The following is a 20,989-nucleotide window of genomic DNA, read 5'->3' on the forward strand; positions in this document are numbered from 1 at the left end:
GACTGGCCGATAAAGTTAAGGAGCCTTACTTGATGCGTCAAGAGGTCCCCTCGGATCAGTGAGAATGGTGCGATGCCCGCCAGTGATGCCATGGACCAGCAGCAACAGCCCTGGAACCGTCGGCGGCTGCGCAGCACCAACGAGCGGCTCCTGCTCGACCGGCTGCGCTCCGGCGGCGCCGCGTCGCGCGCCCAACTGGCCCGCGAGACCGGCCTGTCCAAACCGACGGTCTCCAGCGTGCTCGCCACGCTGGAGGCGGCCGGGCTGGTCCACGAGGTCGGCACCCTCGCCCCCGAGCGCGGCCGCACGGCCGTCCTGTACGCGCCGGACCCGTCGGCCGGCCATGTCCTCGGCATCGACGTCGGCCGCAGCTGGCTGCGGGTGGCCGTCGCCGACCTCGACGGCGGCGTCGTCTCCCGCTCCGACGTGCGCAACCGGGCCCGCAGCTCGGCCGCGATGGCCGAGCTGGTGGTGGCCACGTCCCGTCAGGTCGTCGCCGGTTCGGGCGTGGCCCCGGACGAGGTGGTGCACGCGGTGGTGGGCACGCCCGGCGTGTACGACGAGAAACAGCGCCGGGTGCGATACGCGATGCACCTGCCGGGCTGGGGGCGCGCCGGGCTCTTCGACCGGATGCGCGAGGAGCTGGGCGTTCCCCTGGAGGTCCACAACGACGCCAATCTGGCCGCGCTCGGCGAGTACGCCTACGGCGTCGGCACGGGCAGCCGGCTCTTCGCGTACATCCTGATCGGCACCGGCCTCGGGATGGGCGTGGTCAGCGAGGGGCGGCTGTTCACGGGGGCGCACGGGCTGGCCGGGGAGATCGGGTTCCTGCCGTGGCCGGGGCAGCAGAAGCCGGAGCGGCTGGAGGACGCGGTGTCGGGGGTGGCCGTCGTCGAGGCGGCGCGCAGGTTCGGCATGAGCGGGCAGCTCACCGCGAAGGCCGTGTTCGACGCGGCCCGGCAGGGAAACGACGCCGCGGTCAAGGCGGTCCGGCTGGAGGGCGAGCGCATCGCGCACACGGTGGCGGCGGCCGCGGCCGTCCTCGACCCGGATCTCGTGGTCCTCGGCGGCGGCGTGGGGCACAGTGTGGATCTGCTGCTGCACCCGGTGCGCGAGCACCTGCGGGCACTCACCCCCCTGCGGCCCAAGGTCGTGCCCAGCCGGCTCGGCGAGGACGCGGTGCTGCTGGGCGCGGTGGCCACGGCACTCGGGACCGCGCGGGACGTCGTGTTCGAGCGCAGGTCGGCGGTGTCCTGACCAACTCGCCCACGAGCCGCGGTGATTGACACCGCCCACCGGGCGCCCTACCGTGACCGCCATTAGTAAAGTTTCCTAACTTTACGAAGGGCTGGAGACTCCGTGAACGGACACCGTCTCGCCACGGCCGCCGTAGTCCTGGGGCTGCTGTGTTCGCTGACGACCGGCGCCCGGGCCACAGCGCACGATCATCGGACGGGACCGCACGCGCGGCCCACCCGGGTCTCCTCGGTGCCGGGCAGCACGACCGCCCTCGACGGGTACACGGTCCAGTCGACGGCCAAGGTCTCCGATCCGGCGGCCGACGTGTCCTCCCCCGGCTACCCGGCGACCGGCTGGTACCCGGCCGGCCCCCGCTCCACCGTCCTCGCGACCCTGCTGGCGAACGGCGTGTACGCCGACCCCTTCTACTCGACGAACCAGCAGAAGATCCCCAAGGCCGACTTCCAGGTCCCCTGGTGGTACCGCTCCGACTTCACGGTCGCCGACACCTCCGAGCGCACCTACCTCGACGTCAGCGGTGTGGTCTCGGCAGCCGACGTCTACGTCAACGGCCGGCAGATCGCCCCGGCGAAGGACGTGACCGGCGCGTACACCCGGCACGAGCTGGACGTGACCTCGCTCGTCCGCTCCGGTACGAACACGGTCGCCTTCCGGATCCAGCCCAACGATCCGAACAAGAACCTCACGATGGGCTGGATCGACTGGCTGCAGCCGCCGCCCGACGAGAACATGGGCATCGTCCGCGACGTCCTCGTCCGCCGCGGCGGCCCGGTCGCGCTGCGCGACGCCCACGTGGTGACCAAGCTGGACGTGCCCTCGCTCGCCTCGGCCGACCTGACGGTCAAGGCGCAGGTCCGCAACGACTCCGGGGCACCGGCGACGACCGAGGTCGCCGGCAACATCGGCACGACGAGGTTCGGCAAGACCGTCACACTGGCCGCGCACGAGACAAAGTCCGTCACGTTCGCCCCGTCCGACATCCCCGGCCTCCACCTGGCCTCGCCGAAGGTGTGGTGGCCGGCCGGAATGGGCGGGCAGCCCCTGTACGACCTGAACCTCAGCGCCTCCGTCCCCGACTCCGGCTCCGTCTCGGACGCCGCGCACCAGACCTTCGGCATCCGCGACGTCCGGGCGCCGCTGAACTCCGACGGCGCGCGCCAGTACCGCGTCAACGGCCGCAAGCTGCTGATCAAGGGCGGCGGCTGGTCGCCGGACGAGTACCTGCGCTGGGACCGGACCTATGTCGAGGACCGGCTGAAGTACGCCCTGGATCTCGGCCTGAACACCATCCGCCTCGAAGGGCATCTCGAACCGGACGAGTTCTTCGACATCGCCGACCGCTACGGCATCCTGACGCTGCCGGGCTGGGAGTGCTGCGACAAGTGGGAGGGCCAGGTCAACGGCGGCGAGTCCGGCGACAAGTGGACCGCCGCGGACTACCCGGTCGCGAGGGCGTCGATGGCCGCCGAGGCCGCCCGGCTGCGCGACCACCCGAGCGTGCTCTCCTTCCTCGTCGGCAGCGACTTCGCACCCGACGCGACGATCGAGAAGAACTACCTCGACGCCCTGAAGGCCGCCGACTGGCCGACCCCCGTCATTGCCGCCGCGTCCGACCAATCCTCCCCGCAACTGGGCAGTTCGGGCATGAAGATGACGGGCCCGTACGACTGGGTCCCGCCGAACTACTGGTACGCCAAGCGTGAGGGCGGAGCGACCGGCTTCAACTCCGAGACCAGCGCGGGTCCCGACATCCCCACCCTCGACACCCTGCGCCGCATGATGACCCCGGCCGAACTCGACACCCTCTGGAAGAACCCGGACGCCAAGCAGTACCACCGCTCACCGTCGTCGACCTTCGGCACGCTCAAGCTCTACGACGGCGCGCTCACCGGCCGCTACGGCGCCCCGACGAGCCTGACCGACTACGTCCGCAAGGCCCAGCTCGCGCAGTACGAGAACGTCCGCGCCCAGTTCGAGGCGTACGAGCGCAACGCCACCGACTCCTCGAAGCCCGCGACCGGCGTCGTCTACTGGATGTTCAACAGCGGCTGGACCTCGCTCCACTGGCAGCTGATGGACCGTCATCTCGACCAGGGCGGCGCCTACTTCGGGGCGAAGAAGGCGAACGAGCCGCTGCACGTCCAGTACTCCTACGACGACCGCTCGGTGGTCGTGGTCAACAACCGGCACACGGCCGCCTCCGAACTCACCGCCCGTGCCACGGTGTTCAACCCCGACGGCACGCAGAAGTACGACAGGACCGTCACCGGGGTGAAGGTGGGCGGCGACGGCGCCCACAGCACCGCACTCACCCTGCCGGCGTCGGTGAACGGGCTGTCGACGACGTATCTGGTGCGACTGACCCTGACCGACGCCTCCGCCAAGGAGGTCAGCCGCAACGTCTACTGGCTGTCCACCGGGCCGGACACCCTCGACTGGGCCCACACCGACTGGTACTACACGCCGACGACGAGCTACGCCGATCTCAGTGGCCTGAGCGCGATGGCGCGGGTGCCGGTGTCGGCGGCGGCGTCGACGGACACCTCGGGCGGGACGGCGACCACGACGGTGACCGTACGCAACACGGGCGACGGGAGAACACCTTCGTTGCTCACCGACGTCCATCTCGTCGACGCGACGGGGAAGCCCGTACTGCCCATCGAGTGGTCGGACAACGACGTCAGCCTCTGGCCCGGCGAGACGGCGACCCTCACCGCCACCTACCGGACCGCGGATCTGCACGGGTCGGCGCCACGGGTGCGGGTCTCCGGCTGGAACACGCCGGAGCAGACGGTTCCCGCGGGATGACCGCCTGGGGCCCGGTCGGGACCGGGCCCCAGGGGACGTCAGCTGACGTTGAGTGCCGTGTCGTCGATGACGAACGACGTCTGCAGGGTGGAGCCCTCGGTGCCGGTGAACTTGAGCGTGACGGTCTGACCGGCGTAGCTCGCGAGGCTGAAGCTGCGCTGGGTGTAGCCGCCGGCGGCGTTCAGGTTGGAGTAGGTGGCCGGCGTGCCGAGCACGGTCCCCGAACTGTTGAGGACCTGGACCTTGAGCGTGTCGTACGCCGTGCTGGTGGTGGTCTCCGCCGTGTCGACGTGCAGGTAGAAGCTGAGGGTGGCGGTGGTGCAGCCGGATGGGATGGTCACCGACTGGGAGAGCGTGTCGGTGGTGGCCGTTCCGTAGCCGTCCAGCCAGGCGTAGTACGAGCCCGTACGGGCCGACTGGCTGGTGGAGTTGGTGATGACGCCGCTGGAGGCGCTCCAGGTGGTGCTGCCCGACTCGAAGCCGTTGTTGCCGAGCAGCTGGGCGGCGGTGCAGGTGCCGGAACCGCCGCCGCCTCCGCCGCCTCCGCCGCTGCCGTCGCCGGCGAGCCAGGCGGTGGCGTTGAGGGCGAGGGCCGCGTTGGTGGCGCCGGTGTCGTTCCAGCCGTCGTAGAGGGTGTTGCCGGACTGGCCGGTGCCGTCGTCGATCGGTGAGCTGTCGCCCCAGAAGGCGACCCGGCCGCTGCCGAAGGTGCTGGTGAGGAAGAAGGCACCGGTGTTGCCCGAGTAACCGCTGCGGTACACCAGGCCCTTGACGGCGGAGTTGTCGGAGGGCTTGAGGGTGGCCGTCGTGCCGTCGGCGATCAGGCTCTTGGTGACGGTGCCGAAGGAACCGTGCAGCACGGGGTCGCTGCTGTCGCCGATCGCGGCCGGGTAGCCCGACTTGACGTCCAACGTGTCGATGGAGAAACCGAACGGGTCGGTCGAGTCGACACTGTTGTTGGTCATCAGGTCGTTGAGGATCTCGACCGCGTCCTCGCCGTCGTTGTTGCGGTCGGCGCCGGTGTGGTCGGAGATCATGAACAGTCCGCCGCCGTTCTTGACGAAGGTCATGATCGCCGTCTTCTCGGCGGTGGTGAAGAGGGTGTTGGGCTCCGGCAGGACAAGGGTGTCGAAGTTCGACAGGTCGGTCGTGGACGAGCCGCCATAGGTGAGGGCGCTCGTGGCGGTCTTGAGGCTGTAGCCGCCGGTCTTCTGGAGGGCGACGCCCCACGACGAGAGCGCGCCGGTCCAGTCCGTCTCGGCGGACGGGGAGGAATCCTGGGAGAGCGGATCGGGCTTGCCGGTGGAGATGATCCAGTCGGCGTTGCCCGCCTCCTCGGCGTGGCCGTCGTCGAACAGGACGCGATGCGTCGTGGCCGCGTGGGCGGGGGTTGCGCTGACGGTGGCCTGAGCGGCGGCCGCTGCGGTGAGCAGACCGAACGCGGCCAGGGCGGTGGTGGGTCTGTGGCGGGATCTGGTGCGTCCGAGCATCCGACGTACCTCCGGGTGGGGTGGGGGAAGAGCGGTGCGGGGCGGTGCGGGCCGGACCTACGCGCGTAGACGACGAGCATCTGCGCGCGTAGACATACGGCTGCACGACTGACGTGCGGCCGAATCGGTTGAACCGTACATGGCAGGACGGGGCGTGAACAGGCGCCACCGGGCACACCGGGACGGAGATTGACCCCGCGTTGACCCCTGGTTTAAGCGGAACGGACTGTCCCCGTCCCCAGGGGGAATCCGGATAGTGCGGGGGCTTTGACAAAGAGGGGCGGAGATGGAGATCTCAGGCATCATCAGTGCCATCGTGATCGGCATCGTCATCGGTGTGCTGGGCCGGCTCGTCGTCCCGGGACGACAGCGCATCGGCATCCTGCTGACGATCGTCGTCGGCATCGTGGCCGCGTTGATCGGCTCGGCGATCGCCAACGCGTTCGACGTGTCCGACACCAACGGCATCGACTGGATCGAGTGGCTCATCCAGATCGGCCTCGCCGCACTCGGCGTGGCCGCGCTGGACCGGTCGAAGGCACGCCGCTGACACGACAAGTGCGGCGACAGCACCTGTGTCAGGCCCGGGCGGGACGCAACGGCGCCTCGCCCGGCCATGGTGGGAACTGCTGCGGCAGGCACCGATGCGGTGGACACAGCTGCGGTTCCGAACCCCGTCCGACCCCGAATCCCGTCCGACCCCGAACCGCCTCCGGTCGCGAACCGCGGTCCGAGCGACCTCGGTCGGGCGTTCAACGGCCGGCCGCCAGCGCAGCCAGACCGTCCCGGCTGGACGGGTACCGGGGTGTCCAGCCCAGTTCCCGCTCCGCCCTCGCCGACGACACGCGCATGTTCGCCTGCATCATCGTGTGCGCGTAGGACATCGGCCTGGTCATCCACAGCGGCACGGTCATCGGCCTGGGCAGGCCGAACTCCTCGGCCACGCACAGGACATGGGAGCGGAATCCGAGCGGGGCGCGGTCGGCGATGTTGTACGCCTGGCCGGAGCTGCCGTACTCGACCGCGGCGACCACCGCCCTCGCCGCGTCGGTGAGTTCGACCCACGGCAGGACCCGGCCCTGGTCACCTGGGGCGGGCAGCTGCCGCTTGCGCAGCATGAGCAGGACGGCATCGGTGCCGCCGGGACCGTAGAACAGGCCGAAGCGCAGCGCGATACCCGCCAACCCCCTTGCCTCGAAGGTGAGTTGCTCCTTGATACGCATGCCCTCGATGTGCCGTTCCAGCTCCGGGGTGGTGCCGTGCGGGCCGAACTGGTCGTCCTCGGTGATCACATGGTCGCCGAAGTCTCCGTAGCCGTAGCCGAAGACCATCGACTCGCTCACCAAGCGGTCGGCGCCGATGGTCTGTGCGGCCTCCACCAGGTGGGCGGTGCCGGCGATGCGCAGCGCGTCGGTGGCGTGCATGTCGCGGTGGCGCATGGGCGCCTTGCGCAGGGCGGTCGCGGCGTGGACGACGGTGTCGAAGTGCTGTCCGTCGACGGCCCGCAGCAGTGCGTCGCGATCCATGAGATCCGCCCGGACGCCGTTCGCGGGCCCACGGCCGAGGCCGGTGACCTTGTGGCCGGCCTCGGCCAGTGCCCGGGTGATGTGGCCACCGAGGATGCCGCTCGCGCCGGCGAGGAGGATGCTCCGGTTCTTCGGGCTCTTCTGGTTCGCCTGGTTCGTCGTCATGACGATGCGACGGGTCGGGCGGTCACGGATGTGACATCCCGCTCCGAAGGAGGCGCGCCGTCGGCGGCGGTGCGGCCGCTGGTGGCCACTGGTGATGATCTCGGCGTCATGTAGCCGGCCGTCGACGAGAACATGCAGTTCGGACACGCCTTGGCCCGGCGACATCACGCCCGGAATCTCAGTGATGCGGAGGGGCCGCGCCTGCCGGGGCCGTGCTCGCCCGGGCGCCCTATTCGCGGGGCGATCGGCCACGCACGGGGCGATCGGCCTGGAAGCGTCCGGCCGGTTCCGCGGCGTGGGCCGCGCCGGAGGCACCGGGCGGACGCGTTCGGCCCGGACTGACCGGGCAGGTCGATACAGCTACGGCACGGGAATGTTCCGGCGGGCCGCTACGGCACGTACATGTACGGCGTCGTCGTGGTCAGTGGCTCGAAGCCCAGGCGTTCGAGGATGGGGTGGCTCTGGCTGGAGGCGTCGACCTGGAGGTAGCGGTAGCCGCGCTCCACTGCGGCGCGGGCCCGGTGGGCGACCAGGGCGCGGTAGACGCCCCGGCCCCGCCAGGCCTCCACGGTGCCGCCGCCCCACAGGCCGGCGAAGCGGGTGCCGGGCACGAGCTCCATGCGGGCCGCGCTCACCGGTACGTCGCCGGCGAGGGCGACGGTGGCGACGATCGTGTCCGGCTCCCCCGTGAGCCGGGCGAGCAGCTGGTGGCGCAGCCGGGAACCGTCGGTGCCGAAGGCCTTCTCGTGCACGTCCGCGAGCAGGTCGACGCCCGCCGCGTCGGTGACCGGCAGCAGCCGGATGCCCTCGGGCGGCTCGGCGTCGAGGTCGAGGCGGGCGGCCTCGGCGATCATCAGCGTCTCCCCTGGCTCGGGCTCGAAACCGGCGGCCCTGAGCCGCTGCCCCAGATCCAGCGGCAGGTCGTGCCCGTACAGCTTCCACTCGAACTCGAGTCCCAGCCCGGAGAAGTACGCGATCTGCTCGGCGATCACCGCGTCCGCGTCCCTCTCGGCCAGGTCGGACCACACCACCCCGTTCCAGCCGCGCGCCGAGGCGACATGGCGCACCACGCCGCTGACCCACTCGACGCGCGCGTCCAGCCCGTCGGGTTGGGCGCCTTCACGCATGTCGTGGTCGAAGAGGGCGAGCACTCCGGCATGATCCATGGGCTCACTCCAGCATCCCGGAGCGCGGCGGGCAACGGCTTTACCGGCGGCCCCGCGGCCGCCGTGACAAACGGCTGCTCACACGACGCCGGCGAGGCGTGTTGAGCGACAACCCCAGTCGAGCGGGAACACATCAGAACGTCACCAGGGCACGACTCCCCTGTCATCGAACAGCTGACCGGTGGGGCCGTCGTCGGGCAGAGCCGCCAGCCTGACGGCGATTGCCGCGCCCTGCTCAGGGGTCTGAGTACCGCTGAACCCGTTGAGGTCGGTGGCCACGTAGCCGGGGCAGGCGTTGTTGATCAAAATGTTGGTGCCGCTCAGCTCCTTGGCGTACTGGATGGTGACGGCGTTGAGGAAGGTCTTCGTCGGCGCGTAGGCCGCGCTGATTCCTCCGAGGTCGACGCCGGGCGTGGTCTGCAGCGCCAGAGAGCCGACATGGCTGGACTGGTTGACGATCCTCGGCTGCGCCGAGCGGCGCAGCAGCGGCAGCATCGCGTTGGTGACCCGGATGACGCCAATGACGTTGGTCTCCACCAGCCGCCGCACGGTCTCCAGGTCGATGGTCGAAGGCTCCTCCGGCCAGCCGCCCGCGACGCCGGCGTTGTTGACCAGCACGTCAAGGCGTCCCGCCCGCTCCTCGATCAACCGCGCGGCGGCGGTCACGCTCTCGTCGTCGGTCACGTCCAAGGGCACGCCGAACGCGTCGGCGCCTGCCGCGCGCAGTTTCGCCACGGCGTCCGTCCTGCGCTGCTCGTCCCGGGCGCCGACACCGACGCTCCAACCCAACGCAGCCAGCCCGGCCGCGATCTCGTACCCGATTCCCTTGTTCGCGCCGGTGACCAGCGCAATCGTCTTCTCACTCATGACACCGAGCATGGCTGCGCTTCGGCCGGGCACCAACACCGTCTCGGCAGCGCAGCGATACCCGGACGGTATCAATCGGCCCTTCCCACGGTTACCGTGCATGCATGGAGATACGCGAGCTGCGGTACTTCGTCGCCGTCGCCGAGGAGCTGCACTTCGGCAGGGCCGCCCAGCGTCTGGAGATAGCCCAGCCGCCCCTGTCCCGCGCCATCGCCCAGCTCGAACGACAGCTCGGGGTCACGCTGCTGGAGCGCACCAGCCGCAGGGTCGCCCTCACCGCGGCCGGGGCAGTCCTGCTGTCCGAGGCACGCTCGATCCTCAGCGCGGTAGCCGCAGCCGAGCGGCGTACCCAGCAGGCCGCGCAAAGCCGCCCCCGCCTCGTCCTCGCCGTCAAATCCGGCACCACCGGCGAGTTGCTGGCCAAACTGCTCGATGCGTACCGCGCGGAGCCCGGCGCAGCCACCGTTGATCTGCTGCTCTGCGAAGCGCATCAGCAACAGGAACTGCTGCAGAACGGGCAAGCCGATGTGGCTCTGCTGCACCTGCCCTTCGATTCGGCGGCCGGACTCGACACCGAAATTCTGTACACCGAGGGACAGGTGGCGATCCTGCCCGCCTCTCACCGCCTCGCCGGCCGCACCCAGATCCGGGTGGCCGAGGTCACCGCGCTGCCGGAACTCCCGATGGCACGCTGGCCGGGCCACGGCGGCAGCTACCCGGAGGGACCAGGGCCGGAGGTACGGAACCTGACACAGCTCTTCCAGCTGATCGCGCTCGGCCACACCACCGTGATCATCCCCGAGTCTGCCGGCGGCGACCTGCGCCGGGATCTCGCCGCCGTGCCGGTCCTGGATGCCCCGCCCGTGACAACCGTGATCGCTTGGCCGTCGCAGAGCCGACTTCGCGCAGCCGCCGACCTGATCCGCGTAGCAACACGTCTTTGACCAGCCGTTCTGCATCCGCTCACGTGGGATACGGCCAACCAGTTCAGATCGTCGACTGACGAAACCGTCAAACAATCCGACACGCTCATGGTGTGAGCCCAGGCCAGAGGCTGAAGAAAAGCCGGGGGCGAACCCGGTCCCACACTTGGGTCTCGGCCTTGCCGTGGTTGGTGGTGTCGGTGACCGTGGTGCCGCGCACACCTGGGTGGACCTCGGGCGGATCGTGTACCTCGCCTCGGCGCGGCGACCGTCCTAGCGGCCGGCCGAGTGGGGGGTTCCCACGGCACCGGTGCGGGCGCTGCCTGTGAACGAGGCCGCGCCGGACCTGATGGTGGAAGGCCCGGTGCCCGAGCCGGCCCAGGAAGTGCGGGCCCTGCACCGGCGCTTTCACGGCTGGGGCGCCTGAGCATCCCGGGGCTGCTGTTCCCGAGATGCAGGCCCGGGCCGCGGTGCCTACGATCTATGGGGAACCAGACCAGGTGGACGGCCCGGTCTCCTCCAAGGGGGGAGGCGCTTGCCCTTGTTGTCGGCACATCGGCTGATGGCAGCTCACCTTGCGCTGGTCGCCGTCGCCACGTCCCTCTACATGGCGTTGCCCGCCGCCCGCGCCCCCGTCTGGGCCGTCATCGGCCTCGCCGGCACGGCCGCCGTGGTGATCGGCAGCCATGTCAACCGACCTGCCCACCGCTGGCCCTGGTGGGTCCTGGCCGCCGCCCTGCTCACCTTCATCGCGGGCGACACGTACTACAACATCGTGGAGCAGTACTTCCAGGCCTCCAACCCCTTCCCCTCCCCCTCGGACGCCTCGTACCTGACCACGTACCCTCTCTTCGCCATCGGGCTGTCCGGCCTGGTCCGCTACCGGTGGGCGGGCCACGACCTGCCGAGCATGCTGGACGCGCTGATCATCACGGCAGGTCTGGCGCTGCCCGTGTGGGTGTATCTGGTGCAGCCGCTCACACAGGTGCAGGGGCTGACCTGGCAGCAGCGGGCCATCAGCATCGCCTACCCGCTCGGCGACGTACTGGTCCTGGCCCTGCTGGCGCGGCTGCTGTCACCGAATCCCGTCGAGGGGCCCAACCGGTCCGTGCAGTTCCTGGTCGTCGGCACGGTGACGCTCCTCGGCTTCGATATCGCATACGGGATCCTGCAGCTCAACAACTCCTGGCAGGCCGGCACGGGGCTGGATGCCGGGTGGATCATCTTCTACACGGCCTGGGGCCAGGCCGCGCTGCACCCGGACATGGTGGAGCTGACCGCTGCCGCGCCCCAGCGCGGGTCGCTGCTGCCGCCGCCGCGCCGACTGCTGATGCTGGCCGTGACGACGCTCATCGCGCCGGGGATCCTGCTGTACGAGGCGCTGACGCGCTCGGCGCACGACGCGGCCGTCATCGCCGCGTTCTCGGCCCTGCTGTTCCTGCTGGTGATCTGGCGGTTGGCCGGGATGGTGGTGGCCCATCGGAGTGCGGTGGCGCGGGAGTTGGCGCTGCGCGAGGCGGCCGCCTCGCTGGTCTCGGCGGTCCGGCCGCTGGAGGTCGCGCAGTCCTGCGAGGCCGCCGTCGACCGGCTGCTGGGCACCGAGGTCGGCCATCGGACCCTGCTGCTGCCCGCCGAGCGGGCGGCGGACCTGGCGCCGCACCACGCGCGGATCGTGCACGCCCGCGACCTCGGTCCCGGCGGCGTCGCCGAGCTGGACGACGCGGCGACCGTCCTGGTGTGCCTGATGATCCCGCCTGAGCGCCCGTACGGCGATGTTCCGGGCGTTCTCCTGGTCACCGGGCCGGCCGGACCGCTCACCGAGACACGGGGTTCCGTCGAGATCCTGGCCTCGCACGCGGGGCTGGCCATGGAGCGTATCGCCCTGCGCCAGGAGATCATCAGCCGGGAGAGCGAGGCGTACTTCCGCACGCTGGTGCGCAACACCTCGGACGTCATCCTCATCGTCGAGGACGACAACACCATCCGGTACGCCAGTCCCTCGGCGGCGACCGTCTTCGGTACCGCGGAGGTGGTCGGTGAGTCACTGCCCGACCTGGTCGACCCCCGCGACCGGCAACGCGCCACGCGGGAACTGACGGCCGTGCGGGACAACGGCCCGCGGGCCACCCACGACCACTGGTGGGTGCGGCACCGCGCGGGCCGCGTCGAGGTGGAGGTGCGGTGCAGCGACTTCCGGGACGAGCGGACCGTGGCCGGACTGGTCGTCACCCTGCGCGACGTGACCGAACAGCGCCGGCTGGCGCAGGAGCTGACCGAGCGGGCCTTCCACGACTCGCTGACCGGCCTGCCCAACCGCACCCTGCTGCTGGAACGGATCGAACGCGCCCTGCTGCGCGGCCGCCGCGAGTCCTCCATGACCTGTCTGCTCTTCATCGACCTCGACGACTTCAAGCTGATCAACGACACCCTCGGTCACTCGGCCGGTGACCACCTCCTGATCGCCGTCGGCGACCGTCTCTCCAAGACCCTGCGGCGCACCGACACCGCGGCCCGGCTCGGCGGCGACGAGTTCGCCGTCCTGATGGAGGACGCCCGGGAACCGCTGGACGCGGAACTCCTGGCGGCCCAGGTGATCCAGACGCTGACCAGGCCGTTCGACCTCGCCGACGAGTCGGTGACCGTGTCCGCCAGCGTGGGCGTGGCCACAGCCCGCGACAGCACGGACGCGCAGGAGCTGCTCGGTCACGCCGATCTCGCGCTGTACGCGGCGAAGTCGGCCGGCAAACGTCAGTGGCGCCGCTTCCAGCCGCTGCTGCACACCCGCATGGTCGAGCGCCACGACCTGCAGAGCCGGCTCGCCGAGGCGGTCGCCGGCAAGGAGTTCGCCCTGCGCTACCAGCCGGTCGTGGACATCGGTGCGGGCGAGGTCGTCGGCTTCGAGGCGCTGGTCCGCTGGCCGAGGGCACCGCACCGACCCATCACACCGGAGCAGTTCATCACGCTGGCCGAGGAGACCGGGCACATTGCGCCGCTCGGGGCGTGGGTCCTGGAGAACGCGGTCAGTGACATCGTCGGCCTGCAGCGGCTGCCCGGCCCGGTCAGTCCGCCGTACGTCAGCGTGAACGTGTCCGCCCGCCAGTTCCGCGACGCCGGATTCCTGGAGCAGGTCGACCAGGCGCTGCGCACGCCGGGCCTGGCACCCGGTTCGCTGCAGTTGGAGCTCACCGAGACGGTGCTGCTGCGCCGCGACACCCAGATCCAGTCGGTGCTGCGCTCGCTGAAGGAGCTGGGCGTGCACATCGCGGTCGACGACTTCGGGACCGGCTTCTCCTCGCTGCGTTATCTGCGGGACTTCCCCATCGACACACTGAAGATCGACAAGACGTTCATCGACGACATCACACGCGACGCGCAGCAGGTCGCGCTGGTCGAGGGCATCGTGCGGATCGCCGACACCCTGGGCATGCAGGTGATCGCCGAGGGGATCGAGGAGGCGGCGCAGCGTGATCTGCTGGCCGGCATGGGGTGCCGGTTCGGCCAGGGGTACCTGTTCGACAGGCCGATGACGCTGGAGCAGAGCGAGCGGGTGCTGCGGGAGCGAGTCGGGCGGTGCTACCCGCGCGCGAACGGCCACCCGAAGGCGGCGGTCGTGCCGACGGCGCGGCCCTCGTCCCCACAGCGCCGCGCGGCGCTGTGGACGGACCTCGAACATCTGCGGCGGACCAGCCCGATGACCGACGCGGTGCTGGACGAGGTGCGCGGCCGGCACATCCGCAGCCACGGTCACTGGCTGATCGACTTCGCGTCCTGCAACTACCTCGGCTTCGACTGGGACGCGGACGTCATCGGGGCCGTGGACCCCGCCGTACGACGGTGGGGCACGCACCCCAGCTGGTCGCGGCTGCTGGGCAGCCCACGCCTGTACCCGGAGATCGAGGCACGGCTCGCGGCGCTGCTGGGCGCCCCGGACACGCTGCTGCTGCCCACCCTGACGCTGATCCACTCGTCGGTGATCCCCGTTCTGGCCGAGGGCGGCCATGTGTTCGTGGAGGCGACCGCGCATCGCACGGTGTACGACGGCTGTGTCGTGGCCCGCGGCCAGGGGGCCACCCTGCACCGCTTCCACGCCGAGCGCCCCGACGAGCTGGAGACCCTGCTGGCCTCGGTGCCCGCGGGTCTGCCGCGGCTGGTGTGTCTGGACGGGGTCAACAGCATGAGCGGCAACGTTCCCGACCTGCCCGCGCTGGCCTCGGTGTGCCGCGCGGGGGGCGCGACGCTCTACGTCGACGACGCACACGGGTTCGGCGTGATCGGGGAGCGCGGACCGCTGGAGCCCTGTCCGTACGGTTCGCGCGGCAACGGCGTGGTGCGGCACACCGGCGAGTCCTACGACGGGATCGTCCTGGTCTCCGGTTTCTCGAAGGCGTACTCGTCGCTGCTCGCCTTCCTGGCCCTGCCCACCGAGCTGAAGAACCGGCTGAAGACGGCCGCCGGGCCCTACCTGTACTCGGGCCCCTCCCCCACGGCCTCCCTAGCCACGGCACTCGCCGGGCTCGATGTCAACGACCGGCGCGGGGACGTGCTGCGTGCCGATCTGTACCGCAGGACGGTCCGGGTGCTGGACCACCTCGACGGGCTGGACGTCGGCACGCTCAACGCGGACCGGCTGCCGATCATCGAGATACCGCTGGCGAACGCGGACGATCTCGACGCGGTCGCCGCGTTCCTGTGGGAGGAGGGCATCTATGTGACGCTGGCCGCCTATCCGCTCGTGCCGCGCGACCGGGTCGGTTTCCGGGTCCAGATCACCGCTCTGAACTCGGACGCCGACATCGACCGGCTGAACGGCACCCTGACCCGGCTGTCCGCGCGTTTCCCGCTGAAGGCGAAGGGCTGAGCCCGCCATGGCGACCCACAACGACGATGTCGACTGGGACACCTGGCCGGTCGCGGACTACCTCGCGGAGAACTATCGCGACCTGCACCGGTCCGACGCCGCGGTCATCAGCCACCACTCGGCGTTCTACCGGCGGTTCGTGCCGGGTTCCGTCGGCCGCTCGGTGGAGTTCGGGGCGGGCCCCAACCTGTATCCCCTGATCCTCGCGGCCGCCGCGAGCCGCCGTATCGAGGCCGTCGAGGCGGGGGCGGGCAACATCGCCTACCTCGAGGACCAGATCCTCTGCGGACCCGACGCCAGCTGGCTGCCGTTCCACGCGCTGTCCCGGCGCCTGAACCCCGACCTGCCGCCCACGCTGGCCGGGGCGCTGGCACACGTCAACGTCGTCCACGCAGACGTCAGGGAGCTGGAGCCCGCCGGATACGAGCTGGCGTCCATGCACTTCGTCGCCGAGGGCGCCACCGAGGACTACGCGGAGTTCACGGACTTCTGCCGCGCCTTCGTCCGCTGCGTGGTCCCCGGCGGGTACCTGGTGGCCGCCTTCATGGAGAACATGCCCACCTACCGCATCGGGCCCGCGTCCCGTTGGCCGGGCTGCCCGGTGAACCCGGAGATCGTCACCAGGGTGTTCACCCCGATGACCCGCGACCTGTCCGTCACTCGCATCGACAGCGATCCGACGCTGCCGGAGTACGGGGACTCCGGGATGGTGCTGATGACCGCGGTGGCCCGTTAGCCGACCTGGAGGACGTGGCCCCACCGGAGTCACCGAAGGCCCTGCCGGTCCCCCGCCCGGCAGGGCCCTTCTCCGCTGCGGTGCGTGTGTGCGGTCAGCGTGTCGCCCGTCGCCGGACGCTCCGGTGGACGGCGGCTCCGCCCAGGACCAGCGCGACGCTCGCCGCCGCGGCGGGCAGTGTCTGGTCGGCGCCGGTGTGGGCGAGGGAGGGCGGGCCCTGCCGTGGCGTGGCGCGCTGGGCGGTCACCGGCTGCGGATGCGCGTTGGCCGGGGCGGACGGCTTCGGCGCCGGCTTGGCGCAGTGGTGTGCGTGGCCGGAGACGTTCCCGGACTCGTTGCCGACGGCCGCGTTGCCGACGCCGACCACGTTCGCCGTGTTCCCGCTGACGTTCACCGGGACGTGCACCGGGAGCTGGACGGTGTTGCCCGAGACCACCCCCGGCGAATCCTTTCCGCTGCCGTGCGCCGCGCTGCCGCCGGAGGTGGCTCCGCGCGCCGCGTGCTTGCCTCCCGTGCTCCTGTTGACGCAGCTGTTGCCCACGGCGGGGTTGAGGAGCCCGACCACGTTCACCGTGTTCCCGCACACGTTCACCGGGACGTGCACCGGCAGCTGGACGGTGTTGCCCGAGACCACGCCGGGCGAATCGGCGCCGGCACCGTTCGCGGCAGAGCCTCCGTCGGCCGCGAAAGCGACGCTCACCGGACCCGCCAGAGCCATCGCGCCCGAAGCCGCGGCGACGGCGATCACACCGTTTCGGGTAACCCTTCTCATAGGTTCCCTGCCTTCCAGACATGGTCGCGGGCACGTACCCGCGCCGGAGAAGCGGGCACCGGCCCGCACGGGTTAAAACGCGGGCGAACCATCCGGGTTATGGCTTATCGGTCTTTCACCCCATCGAGCGGCACGGTTATCGAACTAGCAGCAAAACTGCCGTATGCGCACGGAGGGTGCGCAGGGTAGGGCACTCCGTGAGGTCCCGCTGGCCCGGAGGCGGGCCCCGCAGCGCCCGCTTATCGTGATCGAGGCGCCGTTCTCCCGGTCCCCGGCGGGCGCCCCTGGAGGCATCGATGCTGGCCAAGTTGTCAACGCGGCCCGCTGTCCGACGCTGCGCCGTCAGCGGAGCCGTGGGTCTGGCCCTGGTGGCCGCGGGTCTGCCCGCCGCGGCCTCGGACGGCTCCGGCCCCGATTTGACGCGGTTCTACCGGCAGAAGATCGTCTGGTCCGCGTGCCAGGGCGACGACATGCCCAAGGACCTTCAGTGCGGCAAGCTCACGGTCCCTCTCGACTACACCGAGCCGAAGGCCGGCACGCTCGACCTGGCGCTGGCCCGCTACCGGGCGACGGGCAGCAAGCGCGGCTCGGTGCTGCTGAACTTCGGCGGTCCCGGTGGCGCGGGTGTCCCTGAACTCGCCGCGGGCGGCGACGACTTCATGGGCCTGACGAACGGCTACGACGTGGTGACGTTCGACCCGCGCGGGGTCGGCAGGTCCTCGCCCGTCAGCTGCGGAGACGGCGCCGCCGAGGCCTCGGCGGCGACCGACGGGAGCGCGGTGGCCGACGATCCGCGGGCCATGCTCGACGCGTTGCGGACGGCGGCCGCCCAGTGCGCGAAGCACTCGGGTCCGGTACTCCCCCACATCGGCACGGTGAACTCCGCGCGCGACATGGACGTGATGCGCGAGGCACTGGGCGACAAGAAGCTCAACTACCTCGGTTTCTCCTACGGAACGCGGCTCGGCGCGGTCTACGCGGCCCAGTTCCCCAAGAAGGTCGGCCGGCTGGTGCTCGACGGGGTGGACACGCTGACCGAACCGATGTCCGAACAGGGAGTTGCGGGCGCCCAAGGGCAGCAGACGGCGCTGGAGGACTTCATCACGTGGTGCGCCAAGGACGTCGCCTGCCCGTTCGGACAGGATCCGCGTGATGGCCGGGAGCAGCTCGTCCACCTCGTCGACTCCCTCGACGAGGACCCGGTGCCGACGGACTTCGGTCAGGAGTTCTCCGGGCAGGACCTCGTGGGCGCCATCGGCCAGGCGCTCTACAGCAAGGAGCTGTGGCCGTCACTGGAGCGGGCGCTCGGCCAGCTGGTCGAGGACGGTGACACACGCGGAGTGATGGGCTTCGTGAGCGGCGGCGCCGTGTTCCCCGTACGCGGACGCACCGGTGGCGGGCTGGTCGACGCCAACGACGTGCCGCTCGACAACCTTCCGGCGGCGCTGATGGCGATCAACTGCGCGGACGACCCCGATCGGCCCGCCGCGGACACGATCCGCAAGGACCTCGGCCGGCTGCGCGCCGAGTACGAGCAGGCGTCCCCCGTCTTCGGCCGCTACCGCCTCACCGAGTTGCTGATGTGCTACGGCCGCCCCAAGGGCACCGACTTCATCCGCAAGGACGTGCACGACGTCCACACTCCGAAGATGCTCCTCGTCGGCACCCGCGGCGACCCGGCGACGCCGTACCGCTGGACCGTGGAGACGGCGCAGCGGCTCGGCTCCTCGGCCGTGGTGCTCGACAACAAGGGCGAGGGACACACCGGTTACGCGTCGTCCAAGTGCGTACACCTCAAGGTCGACAGCTTCCTGCTGTACGGCAGCCTGCCGCCGACCGGCAGTTCGTGCGGGCCCGAGGAGGAGGACTGAGGCCTCTGCGATGTCCCGTATGCCTGGCTCGACTGCCCCTGATGCCCGATCGGCGAAAGGGTCCTATGGTGCTAGTTATGGAGCACGACCTGAGTCCTTCAACCCTGTCCGAGCTCCGGCGCCCGCGCGCCTATCCGGCCGTGTCCGTGCTGACGCCGACACATCGCCGGGAGCCCGAAAACGCCCAGGATCCGGTCCGGCTGCGCAATGTGGTGGCCGAGGCCAAGAAGCAGCTGGAGTCCGATCCCTCGGTCACCCGGGAACGGCGCCACGACGTGGTTCATCAGCTCGACCAGGCCCTCAGGGAGGTGGATCTGGCGCATGCCGAGGACGGTCTGGTGATCTTCGCCGCACCGGGTGAGCACCAGGTGTGGTCGCTCGCCCGTACCGTGCCGGAGCGCGTGGTGCTCTCCGACACCTTCCTGACCCGCAACCTCGTCTCCGCGCACGCCGCCGAGCGGCCGTTCTGGGTGCTGTCGGTCTCCTCCGACCAGGCCACCCTGTGGAGCGGCGGCACGGATCGCGTCGTCGAGGACCGGACCGGCGGGTTCCCCCTGACCCGGCACCCCGAGAACTTCGACGCCGAGCGGCAGGAGCGGATCGGCGACTTCCCGAGCACCTACCGCGACGAGGGCACCCGGCACTTCCTGCGGGAGGCCGACGCCACGATGGGGATGGTCCTGCGCGAGCAGCGGCGGCCCCTCTACGTCACCGGTGAACAGGCGGCGCTGTCCGTGCTGGACGAGGTCGGCAGCGTCACCAAGGAGGCGGTGCACCTGCCCCACGGCGGTCTCGCGCACGGCACTCCCGACGCCGTGTGGCAGGCGGTACGGCCGATGGTCGCCGCCGAGGCCCGCAGAAGCAGCGACGCCGTGGCCCGGGAACTCGAGACGGCCCGTGGCCGCAAGGCGTTCGCGGCCGGTGTCGACGAGGTCTGGCAGAGCGCCCGCGAGGGCCGGGTACGGCTGCTGGCCGTCGAGGAGAACTACCGCATGACGGTGCGCGATGTCCTCGGCGACCATCTCGTGCCGGCTGCCGGCGGTGACCTCGACTCCCGCGAGGACATCGTGGACGAGATCGTCGAGCAGTGCCTGGAGACGGGCGCGGACGTCCGGTTCGTACCGGACGGCATGTTGGTCGACGCCCACGGGATCGCGGGGATCCTGCGCTACTGAACCTCGCCCGGCACGAGTACCGCGCCGAGCGTCAGCCGCTGACGCTCGGCGCACCCGTCTCCAGGTGCCGGTGAACCGGCGCGACCAGGAAGCGTCGGAGTCGACGGTGAGCGTGAAGTCGTACCAGCCGTCCTGGTCCGCCACCGCGTTGAAGGGGTCCTGGGCCGATCCCCCCGCGGCGACGGTGTACGTCCACGGGCCGTCGCCGCGGTAGTGGCCGGCGGTGATGGTGAACTGCACCGGTACGGAACCGGAGTTGACCATCCTGAAGTGGATCGCGAGCTTTCCCTTGGCCGCTTCGACGGCGTAACGGGTGCTCACCTCGGCCGACTTGCCGGCCTTCGTCGCGTCGCCCCGAAAGCGCCGCAGGAAGCGGTTGGGGCCGGCCCTCGTGAGGTCGTACCTGCCGTCGCCGTACCCGGCACCGATGTTGAAGGACTCGGTGGCCGTGCCGCCCGGATCGACCGTGTACTGCCACGGTGTGGTGTCCCGGTAGGCGCCCGGGTGGAGGGAGAAGTGCGGGCGCCGTGCCCGTTCCGACGCCCGTCGCCATGCCCGCCGCGACGGTCGCGCCGAAACTCACGAAGCCCCTTCGGGTGATCGGTGTCATTCGCCCCGTCCTCGTCAGCGCTGGAGTGTCCGGGCGGCGCACCGCGGCAACGTTGCCCGGAGTGCCCGTCAGAGGCCGTACCGGTGCGGTGAGCCCGAGATGAACAGCAGTCAAAACCGTTCTCCACAGCGGCCCGGGGGTCGTCAGACGCTGCCGAACAGCGAGTTCAGGCCCTCGTCCACGGCCGCCCCGATGTCCTCCTGCCCGGCGGCGACCACGGCGTACGTGCGCAGCAGGAACCGGCGCAGGGCCTCGGTGTCGAACTGCAGCAGGGCCAGGCCGTAGGGCGAGTGGAACTCCACGACGGTACGGGCGCGGCCGCACGGCCAGATGTGCACGTCACCCCCGCCGGCGGGGCCACGCAGCCCCTCCTCCAGCAGGGAACGGCCGAAGGTCCAGGTGACCCCCGTGCCGTCGAGGGAGACCTCGGGCGGGAAGTCGAGGTACACGGCCAGCGGGTCCGTGGCGGCATAGCGCAACGTGGCGGGAACGGGGAGCTCCTGCTCATCGCCTGTGACCAGACAGCCGTGGGCGGGTTGTCGGAGGGTGATGTCCATGGTCGGTCTCCCCTGCGGTAGGAGGTCGGCCGGATTATCCGGTGTGCTTGTACGAGCACGCAGGTGCCGTTCGCATTACGTGGAAGCGCTTGCGGGTTTGTGTGACCTGCGTCACTTGGCGGCCAGAGCCTTCCCTGCCGCGCAAGAGGCGGGGCGGGATCACTGAGCCGCCATAGAACAAGCAGCCGTCGAACGTGCGATTGAA

General features: G+C 70.6%; 14 protein-coding genes and 1 pseudogene. 8 read left to right on the forward strand and 7 right to left on the reverse strand.

The window, feature by feature from the left end:
• Nucleotides 1–72 precede the first annotated feature (72 nt).
• Both ACYUED_RS02360 and ACYUED_RS02365 read left to right on the forward strand, forming a co-directional pair.
• A complete protein-coding gene (locus tag ACYUED_RS02360; protein ID WP_491290657.1) occupies nucleotides 73–1,257 on the forward strand; it encodes an ROK family transcriptional regulator in 1,185 nt (394 codons plus the stop codon).
• 102 nt (nucleotides 1,258–1,359) lie between these two features.
• Nucleotides 1,360–4,068 carry a glycoside hydrolase family 2 protein gene (locus tag ACYUED_RS02365; protein WP_491290658.1) on the forward strand — a complete coding sequence of 903 codons (2,709 nt, stop codon included), beginning with the start codon at nucleotides 1,360–1,362 and terminating at the stop codon, nucleotides 4,066–4,068.
• 38 nt (nucleotides 4,069–4,106) lie between these two features.
• Here ACYUED_RS02365 and ACYUED_RS02370 read toward each other — a convergent pair whose 3' ends face one another.
• Nucleotides 4,107–5,558: a hydrolase gene (locus tag ACYUED_RS02370; protein ID WP_491290659.1), complete on the reverse strand. Its 1,452-nt coding sequence runs from the start codon at nucleotides 5,556–5,558 to the stop codon at nucleotides 4,107–4,109.
• 286 nt (nucleotides 5,559–5,844) lie between these two features.
• Here ACYUED_RS02370 and ACYUED_RS02375 point away from each other — a divergent pair, with 286 nt between their 5' ends.
• A complete protein-coding gene (locus tag ACYUED_RS02375; RefSeq protein ID WP_266531412.1) occupies nucleotides 5,845–6,108 on the forward strand; it encodes a GlsB/YeaQ/YmgE family stress response membrane protein in 264 nt (87 codons plus the stop codon).
• 202 nt (nucleotides 6,109–6,310) lie between these two features.
• Here ACYUED_RS02375 and ACYUED_RS02380 read toward each other — a convergent pair whose 3' ends face one another.
• From ACYUED_RS02380 to ACYUED_RS02390, 3 genes are all read right to left on the reverse strand, one after another.
• Complete coding sequence (locus ACYUED_RS02380) at nucleotides 6,311–7,249, reverse strand: NAD-dependent epimerase/dehydratase family protein (RefSeq protein ID WP_491290660.1); 939 nt, start codon at nucleotides 7,247–7,249, stop codon at nucleotides 6,311–6,313.
• Nucleotides 7,250–7,638: 389 nt separating this feature from the next.
• A complete protein-coding gene (locus tag ACYUED_RS02385; RefSeq protein ID WP_491290661.1) occupies nucleotides 7,639–8,415 on the reverse strand; it encodes a GNAT family N-acetyltransferase in 777 nt (258 codons plus the stop codon).
• Between the two features lie 141 nt (nucleotides 8,416–8,556).
• The gene (locus ACYUED_RS02390) at nucleotides 8,557–9,294 is read right to left on the reverse strand and encodes an SDR family oxidoreductase (protein ID WP_491290662.1); all 738 of its coding nucleotides are present in this window, start codon (nucleotides 9,292–9,294) and stop codon (nucleotides 8,557–8,559) included.
• 92 nt (nucleotides 9,295–9,386) lie between these two features.
• On the opposite strand from ACYUED_RS02390, the gene ACYUED_RS02395 reads away from it, so the two are divergent.
• The 3 genes from ACYUED_RS02395 to ACYUED_RS02405 all read left to right on the forward strand — a co-directional run bounded on the left by ACYUED_RS02395 (nucleotide 9,387) and on the right by ACYUED_RS02405 (nucleotide 15,799).
• Nucleotides 9,387–10,226: a LysR family transcriptional regulator gene (locus ACYUED_RS02395; protein ID WP_491290663.1), complete on the forward strand. Its 840-nt coding sequence runs from the start codon at nucleotides 9,387–9,389 to the stop codon at nucleotides 10,224–10,226.
• A gap of 541 nt (nucleotides 10,227–10,767) precedes the next feature.
• Nucleotides 10,768–15,063: an aminotransferase class I/II-fold pyridoxal phosphate-dependent enzyme gene (locus ACYUED_RS02400; protein WP_491290664.1), complete on the forward strand. Its 4,296-nt coding sequence runs from the start codon at nucleotides 10,768–10,770 to the stop codon at nucleotides 15,061–15,063.
• Nucleotides 15,064–15,070: 7 nt separating this feature from the next.
• Entirely contained in the window at nucleotides 15,071–15,799 is a 729-nt protein-coding gene (locus ACYUED_RS02405) for a class I SAM-dependent methyltransferase (RefSeq protein WP_491290665.1), read from the forward strand.
• Between the two features lie 94 nt (nucleotides 15,800–15,893).
• Here ACYUED_RS02405 and ACYUED_RS02410 read toward each other — a convergent pair whose 3' ends face one another.
• Nucleotides 15,894–16,571 (reverse strand): chaplin, encoded by a 678-nt coding sequence (locus ACYUED_RS02410; protein WP_491290666.1) that lies wholly within the window; start codon nucleotides 16,569–16,571, stop codon nucleotides 15,894–15,896.
• Nucleotides 16,572–16,867: 296 nt separating this feature from the next.
• Between ACYUED_RS02410 and ACYUED_RS02415 the strand changes: the two genes are divergently transcribed.
• Complete coding sequence (locus ACYUED_RS02415; RefSeq protein ID WP_491290667.1) at nucleotides 16,868–18,442, forward strand: alpha/beta hydrolase; 1,575 nt, start codon at nucleotides 16,868–16,870, stop codon at nucleotides 18,440–18,442.
• Nucleotides 18,443–18,519: 77 nt separating this feature from the next.
• Nucleotides 18,520–19,617: a baeRF3 domain-containing protein gene (locus ACYUED_RS02420; RefSeq protein ID WP_491290668.1), complete on the forward strand. Its 1,098-nt coding sequence runs from the start codon at nucleotides 18,520–18,522 to the stop codon at nucleotides 19,615–19,617.
• Between the two features lie 126 nt (nucleotides 19,618–19,743).
• Here the strand turns inward: ACYUED_RS02420 and ACYUED_RS02425 are convergent.
• Nucleotides 19,744–20,076, reverse strand: a pseudogene (locus ACYUED_RS02425) (phospholipase domain-containing protein); the annotation flags it as partial.
• Between the two features lie 294 nt (nucleotides 20,077–20,370).
• Entirely contained in the window at nucleotides 20,371–20,784 is a 414-nt protein-coding gene (locus ACYUED_RS02430) for an SsgA family sporulation/cell division regulator (protein WP_491290669.1), read from the reverse strand.
• Nucleotides 20,785–20,989 lie beyond the last annotated feature (205 nt).

It is taken from the genome of Streptomyces sp. DF42, assembly GCF_058267695.1.

Coding starts and splice junctions, on each gene's coding strand:
- ACYUED_RS02385 (WP_491290661.1), bottom strand. CDS start 8,415: ATGGATCATGCCGGAGTGCTCGCCCTCTTCGACCACGACATGCGTGAA.
- ACYUED_RS02415 (WP_491290667.1), top strand. CDS start 16,868: ATGCTGGCCAAGTTGTCAACGCGGCCCGCTGTCCGACGCTGCGCCGTC.
- ACYUED_RS02400 (WP_491290664.1), top strand. CDS start 10,768: ATGGCAGCTCACCTTGCGCTGGTCGCCGTCGCCACGTCCCTCTACATG.
- ACYUED_RS02375 (WP_266531412.1), top strand. CDS start 5,845: ATGGAGATCTCAGGCATCATCAGTGCCATCGTGATCGGCATCGTCATC.
- ACYUED_RS02370 (WP_491290659.1), bottom strand. CDS start 5,558: ATGCTCGGACGCACCAGATCCCGCCACAGACCCACCACCGCCCTGGCC.
- ACYUED_RS02380 (WP_491290660.1), bottom strand. CDS start 7,249: ATGACGACGAACCAGGCGAACCAGAAGAGCCCGAAGAACCGGAGCATC.
- ACYUED_RS02395 (WP_491290663.1), top strand. CDS start 9,387: ATGGAGATACGCGAGCTGCGGTACTTCGTCGCCGTCGCCGAGGAGCTG.
- ACYUED_RS02405 (WP_491290665.1), top strand. CDS start 15,071: ATGGCGACCCACAACGACGATGTCGACTGGGACACCTGGCCGGTCGCG.
- ACYUED_RS02420 (WP_491290668.1), top strand. CDS start 18,520: ATGGAGCACGACCTGAGTCCTTCAACCCTGTCCGAGCTCCGGCGCCCG.
- ACYUED_RS02410 (WP_491290666.1), bottom strand. CDS start 16,571: ATGAGAAGGGTTACCCGAAACGGTGTGATCGCCGTCGCCGCGGCTTCG.
- ACYUED_RS02360 (WP_491290657.1), top strand. CDS start 73: ATGCCCGCCAGTGATGCCATGGACCAGCAGCAACAGCCCTGGAACCGT.
- ACYUED_RS02390 (WP_491290662.1), bottom strand. CDS start 9,294: ATGCTCGGTGTCATGAGTGAGAAGACGATTGCGCTGGTCACCGGCGCG.
- ACYUED_RS02430 (WP_491290669.1), bottom strand. CDS start 20,784: ATGGACATCACCCTCCGACAACCCGCCCACGGCTGTCTGGTCACAGGC.